The 13,156-nt window shown below is 39.8% G+C and carries 12 protein-coding genes; 10 read left to right on the top strand and 2 right to left on the bottom strand.

From position 1 onward, the window contains the following. Nucleotides 1–82: 82 nt before the first annotated feature. Nucleotides 83–1,021, top strand: coding sequence for a hypothetical protein (locus B3H30_RS10765; RefSeq protein WP_083295853.1), 939 nt, complete (start codon nt 83–85; stop codon nt 1,019–1,021). A gap of 58 nt (nt 1,022–1,079) precedes the next feature. On the opposite strand, the gene B3H30_RS10770 is transcribed toward B3H30_RS10765, so the two are convergent. Next, complete coding sequence (locus B3H30_RS10770; protein WP_070563872.1) at nt 1,080–2,483, bottom strand: MFS transporter; 1,404 nt, start codon at nt 2,481–2,483, stop codon at nt 1,080–1,082. 118 nt (nt 2,484–2,601) lie between these two features. Between B3H30_RS10770 and B3H30_RS10775 the strand changes: the two genes are divergently transcribed. Beyond that, complete coding sequence (locus tag B3H30_RS10775; protein ID WP_112375470.1) at nt 2,602–2,940, top strand: winged helix-turn-helix transcriptional regulator; 339 nt, start codon at nt 2,602–2,604, stop codon at nt 2,938–2,940. 165 nt (nt 2,941–3,105) lie between these two features. Here B3H30_RS10775 and B3H30_RS10780 read toward each other — a convergent pair whose 3' ends face one another. After that, entirely contained in the window at nt 3,106–4,098 is a 993-nt protein-coding gene (locus B3H30_RS10780; RefSeq protein ID WP_046673609.1) for a 2-hydroxyacid dehydrogenase, read from the bottom strand. Nucleotides 4,099–4,273: 175 nt separating this feature from the next. Between B3H30_RS10780 and B3H30_RS10785 the strand changes: the two genes are divergently transcribed. The 8 genes from B3H30_RS10785 to B3H30_RS24755 all read left to right on the top strand — a co-directional run bounded on the left by B3H30_RS10785 (nt 4,274) and on the right by B3H30_RS24755 (nt 13,100). Then, a complete protein-coding gene (locus tag B3H30_RS10785) occupies nt 4,274–5,353 on the top strand; it encodes an NAD(P)H-dependent flavin oxidoreductase (RefSeq protein WP_201639186.1) in 1,080 nt (359 codons plus the stop codon). 167 nt (nt 5,354–5,520) lie between these two features. Beyond that, on the top strand, nt 5,521–5,901 hold the full coding sequence (locus tag B3H30_RS10790; RefSeq protein WP_070563878.1) for a response regulator: 381 nt from the start codon (nt 5,521–5,523) through the stop codon (nt 5,899–5,901). After that, the gene (locus B3H30_RS10795) at nt 5,894–7,030 is read left to right on the top strand and encodes a HEAT repeat domain-containing protein (RefSeq protein WP_070563881.1); all 1,137 of its coding nucleotides are present in this window, start codon (nt 5,894–5,896) and stop codon (nt 7,028–7,030) included. Before B3H30_RS10790 ends, B3H30_RS10795 begins: the two co-directional genes overlap by 8 nt. 39 nt (nt 7,031–7,069) lie before the next feature. Then, nucleotides 7,070–8,506, top strand: coding sequence for a glycosyltransferase family 2 protein (locus B3H30_RS10800; protein ID WP_046673521.1), 1,437 nt, complete (start codon nt 7,070–7,072; stop codon nt 8,504–8,506). 4 nt (nt 8,507–8,510) lie between these two features. Continuing rightward, nucleotides 8,511–10,043: a YaiO family outer membrane beta-barrel protein gene (locus B3H30_RS10805; protein WP_070563884.1), complete on the top strand. Its 1,533-nt coding sequence runs from the start codon at nt 8,511–8,513 to the stop codon at nt 10,041–10,043. Between the two features lies 1 nt (nt 10,044). After that, nucleotides 10,045–12,261, top strand: a complete 2,217-nt coding sequence (locus tag B3H30_RS10810; protein WP_070563887.1) for a DUF4838 domain-containing protein — start codon at nt 10,045–10,047, stop codon at nt 12,259–12,261. A 129-nt stretch (nt 12,262–12,390) separates the two neighbouring features. Beyond that, complete coding sequence (locus B3H30_RS24750; protein ID WP_312129143.1) at nt 12,391–12,720, top strand: aquaporin; 330 nt, start codon at nt 12,391–12,393, stop codon at nt 12,718–12,720. Continuing rightward, nucleotides 12,717–13,100, top strand: a complete 384-nt coding sequence (locus tag B3H30_RS24755) for an aquaporin (RefSeq protein WP_349682246.1) — start codon at nt 12,717–12,719, stop codon at nt 13,098–13,100. The genes B3H30_RS24750 and B3H30_RS24755 overlap by 4 nt, the downstream gene beginning before the upstream one ends. The last annotated feature ends 56 nt before the right edge of the window (nt 13,101–13,156 follow it).

Here is a 13,156-nt window from a genome sequence, read left to right on the forward strand (position 1 = left end):
TCTTTCATTTATTAATCTGATTTTTGATCTAAAATGGTTCAGTGCTAATCGATAGCGAAGCAATCCATAGAAATTAAACGGTATGACTAAAAATATTCTCGTAAATACAATCGAAATTGATAAAGCAACTATTCGTGAATTAATTAAACAGGGCGATGTTAATGCCGCAATTGATTTGGTTGCTACAGGGGCAAATGTAAAGTATAAAGCTGCCCGGGATATAGTGCAAATGTTTCAAGAAGATCATATTGATCTTTTTGATGGTAAAGACTTATTTTTAGGTGATTATGACCGGGTTGAACATCGTGACGATGCTGACAGAGCAGATCACAAAAGATCTACATTTTTGGAAGTGGAAACAAATGAGCATGGCCGGACCAGTATTTGGAAGGCACTTTTTATTTTTTCTGTCCTTGCACTATTTGCTTTTGTTATCTTAAATTACGTTGTTGGTTTTAATCAAATAGGACATCATATTTCAGAACTTACGCAGTTATTCGATAAAAATGAAAGCTCAGCTGCTGACACATCCAAACAAAATATCGCCTTAAGTGTTGGAGCCACCCAGGTGGACGATGTTGAAGACCTCCATCCCGTAGATACAAATCTCTTACCAATGGATGTGAGGCAGGCCGAAATAGCACGAATATATCAGGCTCAGTTCGACCGATTGAACCCCGCAAAACATTCGCCAACGGATGAAGATGCACAGCTTGCTTTAATTCACCTTACAAAAGGACGGTTGACGGACCTTATTATTCAACAAAAATTAAGTGTAAAAATAGGGAAGTGTTATGAAAACCTGGCCATGAAAGATAAGGGAACTTGCGTGAGTTGCATGATACTACTTTATAATAGAGCGCAGAAAAAATGGCAAGAAGCACCCGATGGGGAAAATTTCCTGCGTAATGCTTATGACTTTTACTTGTCCCCTGATTCAGATTTGTGGGAAGCTGGTCCCTTGAGTATGCGCATACCCTATGATTATGCTTTAGTGAACAAATATAAGGCAGCAAATTAGCGGCCTTAACCCTTATATAAAATAAGATAAAACAGCTAAACCCTATACAAATTACCTGCTATTTTACCTTTTGTGAAGGTAAATAAGCTATAAAACCTAGGACAAATAAGAGCAATATGACCGATAGTGCGATCGAGTAGCCATAAGCTGATGAAATATGCTGCCAAATGAAAAATTTATTTTCTTTTTGATGTAGAAATACACCGACGATAAATGTGATTCCCAGGCATATTGATAGTTGTTGTACCGTAAGATAGATGGCAGATCCGACTGAAATTAATTTTTCATTGAGGTCTTTTAAGGCAAGAGTCATTAATGCAGGTAGCACACTACCGCAACCAATGCCGTATAAAAAGAACAGGGTATGTATCTGGTAGTTATTTAAAAGCATCCTATTAAAAATGAAAAGATGTGCAACCAATCCCAAAATCATGATGCCTAATCCATAAAGCACCACAATTTTTCCATGACGCTGTATCAACTTGCTGACCATAACGCTTGCCAATACATAACCTATACCTTGATAAACAAAGGCAATTCCGGTCATTGTTGCTGTATAATTCTTTTGATTTTGAAGGTAATTGGAATTTATGATAAAATAAGCGTCCTGTACCATATAGTAGGCTAATGCGGCCAGCAGACCCAAATTGAAAACCCGATTATTGAATAAGGTGAAATTGAGTACGCTAGGATAGCCCATCTTTTCTAATTTACGCTGTTTTTTTAGAAATAGCTGGACAAAAACAAGCGTTGTTCCCAGGACCAGCAGTGACCATATTGGCCATTTCAAGTCAGGCCCCATGATTAATGGAAAAATTATTCCCATTAAAAGCGTAAATAATGTTACCATTGGTTTAAAAGAAACAGCGGATTTAACGTAGACTTGATCGTTAGCTGTATAACGATAGACAGCAAAGCAGGCGACCACCCCAATGGGAACATTAATTAAAAAGATAAGACGCCAGCTTTCATGTATCCAGGTCTGGTCGGGAAGTATTCCTCCCAATAATTGACCGATGACAGAAGCGATGCCTGCTATACTCCCATAAATACCCAATGCCATTGATCTCTTCTCGGGATTTTCAAAACGTAAGGTGATCAATGCGATACCCTGTGGAACCATCAATCCAGAACTAATCCCTTGGATCAATCTTCCGGCCAATAAAATGTAAAGATTATCGGCTAAGCCACATAAAAGAGAGGCTACTGTAAAACCAGCCATGCCAATTAAATATAATTTCTTCTTTCCATAATGATTTCCGGCATTCCCTGAATTGATTAGAAGACTTGTGTAACCAATGATATATAGTATTATGATCCATTGCGTATCACTATTGCGTAGATGTATCGCATGTTGAACCGTGGGAAGAGAAACATTAATGATAAAAAGATCGATGACGAAAAGAAATATACCCGTTGAAAGGAGGAAAATATGAAGTAGATCCTTAATTTGAAAGCGCATATAGAAAGTTTTTAATAATTTTACGATTAAAAATAGTTTGGATATTTTTTGCAATCAAGTAGTTATAAATGATGTACTTGGTATGTTTTTATGAACTAATGGTCAGTATGAGGAGATTATGAAGGAAAAAAAAAGTGAAAATTTTGGAGCCTGTTGTGATGTCAACGGAATTTTTAAGATAATTGGCGGAAAATGGAAAGTTTTGCTCATTAAGGCTGTTGCCAAACAATGCCCCAAAAGATTTGGAGAACTACGGCGAGAAATGGAAGATCTGGCGCAAACGACCTTGACCGTTCAACTCCGTGAGCTCGAACGTGATGGTATTTTATGTAGACAGATTTATGCTGAATCTCCACCACGTGTGGAGTATAAACTTAGCGAATTAGGTAAAACTTTACTGCCGGTCATTGAAAGACTTGATGAGTGGTGGTGTGATTACAAACGCGAAAGGGGATAGGCATTTAGTTTATATTCCCTTTCGCTACTCATTTTTGCTGATGCCTAATGAGACAATTGTACCGATGATACAACAGTTTGCATCCATTCTGTTTCTTTAAAAGGTGCATTTAGCCACAACATTGCTAATAGCGCTACCTCAAAATAAATTTGATGGGAAATCTTGTTAAAGCATGACCTCGGCGTCAGTGATTCCTTTGGTTGATAGGTCTGAGATGCTCCTTAGTGTTCTTTGCGAAATTTCGGTTAATGCTTCTGTGGTGAAAAAAGCTTGGTGTGCCGTCACTAAGACATTCGGATAACTCATCAATAATTGTATTGTTTCATCTTCAATAATTGTTGTCGATAAGTCTTTAAAAAACAACTTTTCCTCTTGTTCATAGACATCAATACCCAGTAAACCAATTTTTCGTTCTTTGAGTGCTTTAATGACATCTTGGGTGTTGATCAGATTGCCTCTGCTTGTATTAATAATAGTAACGCCGTCTTTCATTTTCCCCAATGACTCGCTATTGATGAGGTAGTGGTTCTCGGAGGTTAGGGGACAATGAAGTGAAATGATATCTGATTCTTTAAAGAGCTCATCCAATGATTTGTAATTGACACCCTGTGTTGTAAGCTGCTGATCGGGATATAAGTCATAGGCAATTATTTCTGCCCCAAATCCCAATGCAATTTTGATAAAGGCCTTTCCAATTTTTCCCGTTCCAATAACGCCAATTTTTTTCTGGTGAAGATTAAATCCTAAAAGGCCATTCAATGCAAAATTTTGCTCCCTTACGCGGTTATAGGCTTTATGGGTTTTACGATTCAATGTCAATAACATTGCCATTGTATGCTCTGCAACTGCTTCTGGGGAATAAGCCGGGACCCGACATACCTGAATGCCAAACTCCTTTGCCGCCTCCAGGTCAACATTGTTAAAACCAGCACAGCGTAATGCAATCAGTTCGACACCTTTTTGAGCAAGTACTTCAATCACTTGTCGGTTTAGTTTATCATTGACAAATGCGCAGACCACTTTCTCATCTTCAATAGCATTGACAATATGTGGACCTAAATGCGTTTCAAAAAAATTAAACTGAAATCCGTAAGCGCTGTTTTCCTGTTCAAAGAATAATTTGTCGTATGGTTTAGTCGAAAAGAAGGCGATTTTCATAAAATTGTTTGTTACGTAATAGAATACCATAAATATACAGTATAAATAGCTTATTTGGAACTTCCGTTGTAGGATGTTTCCCAATTGTTATCACATCATTTAACAAAAAATAAGCTAAATTAGACGCATTACATCGATCGTTATACAAATTTTAAGACTATTAAATTGTCCCGATATGCAGTGGTCAAATCAACTCACAAGATCAATAGGTATTGAATATCCGATTATCCAAGCTCCAATGTTTGGTGTTACGACACCAGAAATGGTCATTGCAGCCTCGCGTGCTGGAGCGCTCGGTTCGTTATCTTTGGGTGATCTGCCGCCAGAACGTTGCAGCGAACTTATTCGTTTGACTGCCGAAAATCTAAAGCGGCCTTTCGAGGTCAATATTTTTGTCAATAATATTCCCAAGGTTTCATTCGATTTAAGGAAACAGTATAGTGAAACAAAAACTTTCGTGGAGCAATTAGCCGCGCAGCACGACTTGAAAGTAACCTTACCCGAGCTTGATAGTATCCATTTGACCGATTACAGGGAACAGATTGACGTAATCATCACCCATCGGTGTAAAGTTGTGAGTTTTACGTTTGGAAATTTGGATACAGAAAGTATAAAACGATTGAAAGACAATGATGTTACTCTTATTGGTACATGCACCTCGGTGGCAGAAGCAATCGCTTTGGAAGAATCTGACATTGACATCATCTGTGTACAGGGACTAGAAGCAGGGGGACATCGCGGAAGTTTTGACGAGACTCCAATACCGGCGATTGGCGGACTTTCACTACTACCGCAGGTAAAAGAGCATGTCCATGTTCCCCTTATTTATGCCGGTGGTTTATACAACGCTAGTACATTGCATGCTGCAAAGCTCTTAGGTGCCAGTGGCTTCCAGGTGGGTAGTTTATTACTCAAATCTAAGGAGAGCGCGCTCCTGGACTTTGAAAAAGCGCGTCTTTCAGGCGTTAATGAATCAGACATCGTATTAACGAGGAGCTTTTCAGGGCGCTACGCCAGAGGTATAAAAAATAAATTCATTGAAGCTTTAGAAGCCGCTCAAAAGATTTTGCCCTATCCTTATCAAAATAAACTCACAGGCGAATTAAGAAGAGTAGCAAGGATAAATAGAAATGCTGATTTTATCAACATTTGGACCGGACAATCGATACATTCTTACAGTGAACTTTCTACTGCAGATATCATTCGTTCCTTGATCGAAGAAGTTGAAATTTTACATACTAGTTTAGTTGTTTAACAATAAACACGAAATAAGCTATGTCAATATATTGTCATTTTAAGAGATAACAATCCTTAAAACCTGCGTTTAAATTATTTAAATCCACCTGTAGTTGTTAATCGACAAGACATTTTCTTTTTTTTTCGAAACTTTGTCTCACCGTGAAAAACTAAAAATCTACCGCTATGGAGAACGAAAAAAAGAGAATTCTTGTTATCGAAGATAATGAAATTCTATTGAGCACAATGCAATTTGTTCTTGTAAGAGAAGGGTATGACCTCTTACTGGCAAAGTCCGGTAAAGAAGCCCTTTCGCTGGTTTCGGATGAAACCATTGATTTGGTCATAACAGACCTGGCATTACCCTTTGCTAATGGTTACGAAATAATCGATCGCATTCGGAAAAGCAGTACGAATAACCAGGTGCCCGTTATTATTATTTCAGGCTATCGAGATGACAACAGCATTGTTGAAGGTTTCGAAGTAGGAGCCAACGATTATATCAAAAAACCTATTTCGCCGTCTGAACTGATATCCCGTGTACGATTAAATATAGGTCATGCTTAGTAAAATAGAACATACGATTCATAGCATCCGATCCTTTTTTGAGGGTGAGGGTTGGCCAATTTTGGTTACGATAGCGCTTGTGTCGAGCTTTCTATTTTGGGTAAGCTGTCTTGTCGGTATTGCTATCTTTTATTATCGTGACTATCGGTATCGCCTATATCATGCTAAAATATATCCTGTATTGCGAGATTTTATCTATGAACACATTTTGATTGATAATAGGAATAGCCATTATCCGGTGGATAAACTAGCGTTGGATCTTCATAAGCCGATCATTCAGAAAGTGGTCCGTCAAATATTGCATGAATATATTTTTACTATCGGTGGAGAGAAAGGAAAAAATATGCGGAGTTTATTTAATGAATTGGGCTTCGATAGAGAAGCCCAATACGAAATAAGACACGAGAGCCACCATGTGGCAGCCACGGTAAGATCTTTGGCCGATTTAGCATTGATGAAGGTCGAGATCCAGGATGCGGTTTTGATGCAGCTGATGAGTAGCCCACGCATTGAAGTTCGGGTAGCGGCCTTTAAATATCTTTTGCAGGTGCGGGGTGAAATATCCTTCGATCAGGTTTTTTCTGGTATTGCAGGAATTACTGACCTGGATGCACTTGATATCTATCAAACAATTGTCTCAACCGATTATGTGGGATCTTACGTCTTCTCTCAATGGCTCGACGGCGCTCAATCTTTTTCAATCAATAGCCTTATGATGGACCTCATGGTCTATTACCAGCAATTAGATGAAGAAAAATTATGGCAGCTCATCGTTTCAGCTCAGGATGCTAAAACGCTACACAAAGCGATCAACTCATTGGGCAAACTCCTGGCGAGAGATAGCGAAAGTCGGTTAGTTGATTTTTACACCGTCGAGCAGCCCTTAAATGTCAAGATAGAGATTGTAAAAGCATTGGGGCGTCTTGGTCAAGGCAAATCGATCGATCTTTTAGAGAATATCTTCAACGATAAAAGTACAGTATTGGCACTACGAAAACACGCTTATTGTTCCCTGCTCGCGCAAAAGCCTTACAGTACATCAAGTTTAAGTAAAATTGAAACTGCTGAAAATTTGGACGATTATAAGCTTATACGTTATGTTAGTCACCCTATGGTTCACTATATATAGATTGCTAGGTATTGGTTCCATAACACAAAAGTATTGCATATGAAACATTTTATATTTTCAATAGAATTTGTTTTCGGATTTTATTGTCTCTTGCTGTTGATTGTATACGTCATGTTGTTTCGGATGTCATCCATATCGATCCGGAAGAATCTTCGGAAGCGAAATTCCCGACGTGTGCAGACATTAATGGAGTCTGAAATTGCTCCAGGGGTAAGTATTGTCGCACCAGCATATAATGAATCGGTTACAATCGTGAACAATGTACGTTCGCTGATGACACTGTTTTACTCCAGATACGAGGTCGTTATTGTGAATGATGGCAGTAAAGATGATACATTGGAGAAGCTCATTAAAGAGTTTGATCTGGTCCAGGTAGACTTTTTGGTTGACTATTTGGTGCCATGTAAGGAGATTAAAGCAATCTACAAATCCAGGGACATCTCTCATAAACGACTAACGATCGTTGATAAAATAAACGGGGGCAGTAAGGCCGATGCGGTAAATGCTGGAATTAATGTAGCTTCCTTTCCTTATATTTTAAATACCGATGTGGATTGTGTGCTCGCTAATGATACCCTCGTTCAATTAATCGAAGCTGTACTGGATTCGAAGGAACGTGTAATCGCTGTGGGCGCAACACTACGGATGTCAAACTCCAGTTATGTGGATTCCGGTATGTTGGTGGAAGCTGCATTACCCAAACCCATATTGGCCCGTTTTCAGGAAATGGAATACATTCGATCATACCTGTTGGGTAAAATGGGCTGGAATTACCTCAACTGTATTCCCAATGTTTCTGGGGGATTGGGATTGTTTGATAAAGAGATTCTCATTGCTGCGGGCGGATATGATTCTAATTCCTTGGGTGAGGATATGGAGATGGTAACCAGAATGTGTATGACCATGTGTGACAATAACCAAAAATACGAGGTCAAGTATATTCCGCAGACGCTCTGTTGGACTGAGGGGCCTGACAGCCTCAAGATGTTAACGCGTCAACGTGTACGCTGGGCGCGGGGTTTGATGCAAATTATGCGCACACATCGTAAGGCCTTTTTTAATCCAAAGTACAAAAGGTTTGGACTCATCGTTTTTCCATACAATGCCATTTTCGAATTTTTTGCCCCTATTATGGAAATTTTAGGTATTTTCTTTTATATCTACCTCATCCTAACACATGGCATTAATTGGCCAATGGCTATTCTTTTATTGATCTTCGTCTATATGTTTTCGGTCTTTCTGACAAGTTTTTCCATTTTACTGGACAATTATGTCTATAAATATTACAAACGGCGAAAAGATATTATAAGGTTATGCCTCACCGCATTTATAGAACCATTTGTATATCATCCCATTATCGTTTATAGTTCGATTAAGGGCTATGTCCAAGAACTTTTTGGGAAAAAGCATGCCTGGGGGGAAATGACGCGAAAAGGCACCTTAACTCCTTTGCCATCTGATCACATTAAAAAGTAGAAAAATGAAAAAATTAATCCTATCTGCGCTAATTTTTTGTTTGCTATTTTTGTCGCAAGTTGTACATGCGCAGGTTAACTGGCAAAATAAAACATACGACGTTGACAGCTTGGTTCCAAAAGCCGCTGGCTACCTGCGAGCAGGAAGAGTGGGGGAATCCATTGCATTGAGCCAAACCGTATTATCAAAATATCCTAAATACACGGATTTTAGGTATATCTTGGGATTGAGCTATCAGAAGATGGGGCGAGCCGACTGGGCGATTCCCTATTTTGAAGCAGTGGTTTCGAGCGAGCCCAGCTACAGAGACGCGTATCTTTCATTAGCTGCACTATATGAGTCTTCTAATCAGCCTGAAAAAGCAACGATTACCTGGCAATCCGCACGTAAACGGTTTCCGATGGACGCTGAAATCATCAGGTTGTATAGCGAATTTGAACATAGGAAGTTAACACGTGACCGTGATGCGTGCATCGATATCTGGTATAAAAGGGGACGGAATTTCGTCGAAAAGGGAGATGTATTTCAAGCATTGGCTTATTCGGACAGTATACAACATGCCGATCCTGCAGACAATCGTTTCTTATACCTGCGATCAAGTGCTTTTATGACGAATAGAGAATACGGGAAAGCGAAGACAGATTTCGAAACTTTATGGAGCAGAGGTGACAGTTCGATTTTTGTTACCGAACAATTAGCAAACATTGCCGCACTAAACAAAGATTATTCAACGGCATTGGGTTATATGAATCAGCTGGTAGCGAAGATGCCGGAAAATTTACAATATCAGCATTTGACCAAAGTTTACCGCGAGAATATGCCTTATAAGTTTTATGTTGGAGCAAATCATATGCAAAGTTCGCAAGATCGGCCAAATGGACATTTCTTTATTTCAGGTCTGGAATATGGCCAAAAATTAGGGGAGAAAAATACACTTATCGGACAGTTTAATTACGGGAATAGACGTGGTGAGAAAGGTTATCAGGTCGGTTTGGATGCTTGGCTTAACTACAGTAAAAATATATATGCCTATCACCAGATAGCTTGGGCTGATGGCAGTGTTTTTCCAACGTGGCGCGCATCTTATAGCCTGTATCGGGAAGCGGGATTGTGGCTCTTCGATTTCGGAGGAAGGTATGTTCGTGCAAATGACAATACAAATAATTACGGACTTGTCGCTTCGGCAGGCCGATATTTTGGGCCAACTTTTGTCTATTTAAGGGGATTTTTGTTACGTGATGAACAACGATGGAACCAAGCCTACTCCCTCGCGATCCGACATTATTATAACAGTGAAAAACCGGATTCCTATGTCACACTAATCGGTAATGTGGGGACTTCGCCAGATGATCCATCGCGTTATCAATTCCTAAACAACCGTTTCAATTTTTTATCCCGATCAATTAATGCAGGCTGGCAACATCGCATAGATGCTTGGGGTTTTACACTCATGGGCGGTTGGAGCTATTACAAAGTTGCTGAAAATAGATTTATGAACCAGTATGATCTAAATCTATCATTAAGGAGATATTTTTAATATGATGTGGAAGTTTATGTTAGGTCTATTGTCTTTGGTAACGATAGTTCAGGGTAAGGAAAGAATGGTATTGGTGGACAATGGGAAAACGGATTATGTTATCCAGGCGGATGCAAATGATCCTGTTGTACAAAAAGCTGCTGCGGTGATAAACACCTTTACAAAAGAAAGCACAGGTGTAGATTTTGCAATACAAGCTGAAGTTGATGGTACACATGCCATTATTTTGGAAAGAAGCCCAATAACAAATGCGTCCCCTGAAGACAGTTATTCGATTGAAGCTGTCGGAAAAAATATTTACATCAAGGGAAGTGGTAGAGGTGTAATATTTGCGGCGTACCGTTATGTCAGGGATGTTATTGGTGGGCGAAAGTGGTATACAGGTAAAGAAAATACCGATGTTCCAAAGTGTACTGCGTTATATGTGGATGCCGATTTAAAAATCTTTTCAAAGCCTAATTTTCAGTTTAGAGAAGTTTATTTCCCTGTGGAATTGGATCAGGAGTACATGGACTGGTATGGCCTACATAATTTGGAAGATAGATGGGGGGACTGGGGCCATACCTTCAGTAAAATATTGCCACCATGGATTTACTTTAAAGATCATCCGGAATATTACGCGCTGTATGATGGGAAGCGTCAACCGAATCAGCTCTGTCTTTCCAATGAAGAAGTTTTTAATCATACAGTCGCTTACTTTAAGAAAAGGATGCTTGAAAATCCAACGGCTATCTATTGGTCCATAGCAGCCAATGACGACATTGGAAGCTGTACTTGCGATCTTTGCCAAGCCATTGATAAGCGCGAAGGAGGAGCACAGGGCTCCTTGATTCACTTTGTGAATAGGGTGGCAGGAAAATTTCCAGACAAGAAATTTACGACGCTGGCGTATCTCGAATCGGCTAATGCTCCAGCGCATCTTCGCGTCGCAGATAATGTTTCGGTTATATTAAGTAATATCGATGCTTTTCGGAAAAATGATATCAGTAGTGAATATTCTGCAACAACTTTCCGTAGACAATTGGGCGCTTGGAAATCAAAAGCGAAGCATGTGTTTGTATGGGATTATTTGACTCAGTTTACCAATTATCTTGCCCCGTTCCCCATTCAAGGAACGATGCAGAAAAGCATGCAATATTTGAAAGGACAAGGGGTAGAAGGGGTATTCTTACAAGGTGGCGGAGCGACCTATAGTGATATGGCGGAGTTAAATGCTTATATTTTGGCTAACCTTGCCTGGGATACAGATGGTCGTTCAGAAGAGCAATTGACAGATGAATTTATTGAGGGCTATTATGGTAAGGCAGCGCCATTTATTAAGAAATATCTCGATCTGCGAAGAAATCACTTGCCTGGAGCGTCCTCCGCTTTGTCGATTTATGGAAATCCAATTGATAATAGAAAGGATTTTTTGAGTCCCGAAGCTATGGATCAATACAGTACATTGTTAGAAAAAGCTGAAATTGCAAGTGAAGGAAATCCTTTATTAGAATCGCGTATTAGACGTGTCGGTTTAGGCTTGGATTACACCTACTTGCAACAAGCACGGTTCTATGGTCCGCATCGGCATGGTATCTTTGAGCAAGACGGCGAACATTGGGTTGTGAGGCCTAATGTAAGCCGTAAAGTGACTCAATTTATTAAAGACGCCAAAAGGCTAGGGGTAATAGAACTTGCCGAAGGGGGGGCGTCACCTGATGCTTATGCAAAAGAGTGGAGCGAAATATTCAATGCTGGAGTCAGAATGAACAAAGCTTCACAAGCAAGTATAAAACTGAAAAATCCATTCGATCCTTCCTTCCCTGCCAATGGTCTGGAAACCCTCTCCGATAGTGTCCCAGGATACATGGATTATAGCTACAACTGGTTGCTATGGAATGGGGAGCCAATGGATATTACGTTTGATTTTGAACAGGAAAAACACATCTATACGATAGAGCTTAATTTTCTAAAGGATGCCCGACATTGGATATTTTCACCAAAGGAAGTCCGCATTTCGGTATCCCAAAATGGCGAAGATTTTCAAGATGTGCTGCTGAGGAAACTTGAATCTCAGGAGGAAGATTATACAGTGGAGAAGGTTCGCTATCGAGTTTTGATAAACGACCGTGTTAAGGTCATTCGAGTCTATGCTGAGCCCTTAGCAAAATTACCTGAATGGAGGTATCATCCGAAACGGAACGCGCTTATAGCCTGTGATGAAATATGGATAAACTGATGTTGAAGATGTATCTATAGAACTGATTTTAATGGTGTGTGGATATTGTTCTACAATAAATTTTTTAGTGGTTTAATTTAATACGGAAAATGATTAAATTAGAGTTAACTAAGTTATAAACAGATTCATATGGAAATTAAAACATCTTCAAAATTTGTTGCCGAACTAATTGGAACATTTGGTTTGGTACTTTTTGGTTGTGGAGCTGCCGCTATTGCAGGGGCCAATACCACAGCTGGACTTTCTGGCCTTGGCCTTTTGGGTATTGCAGTTGCCTTCGGCCTTTCGGTCGTGGTTTTTGCTTATGCGATCGGAAGAATCTCAGGTTGTCATATCAATCCTGCCGTTACGGTTGGTGTATTATTGGCGGGTAAAATGTCTGCTAAGGATGCAATTGTGTATATCATTGCTCAATTTATTGGCGCACTTTTGGAGCATTTGTTCTTCAACAGATTTTGAGTGGACAGCTGGCCGGCTTTACTGCAGGTGAATGGGCCTATGGCTCCAACGGATGGGGAAAGGGTTATCAAAACGAGTATGGTACTGCTTCTGCCTTTCTGATCGAAGCAGTGTTAACGTTTCTTTTTCTATTTGTGATATTAGCGACAACCTCTAAAGTAGGTAACAGTACAATGGCTGGACTTGCAATCGGTTTTACACTGCTATTAATCCACCTCGTTGCTATCCCTGTAACGGGTACATCCGTTAACCCAGCACGTTCATTTGGTCCTGCCATTTTAGCGGGGGGGGCAAGCTTTGTCTCAGCTATGGTTATTTATCGTTGCGCCGCTCGTGGGTGCTGCAGTTGCAGCGGTTGTTTGGAAAGCGTTGGAACCTAAAGACTAATTTTTTTCATTTTATCGGATGCGTCCAATGGGTACAACATACCTATTGG

This window comes from Sphingobacterium sp. UBA7038, assembly GCF_002494055.1.
Lineage (GTDB): Bacteria > Bacteroidota > Bacteroidia > Sphingobacteriales > Sphingobacteriaceae > Sphingobacterium > Sphingobacterium multivorum.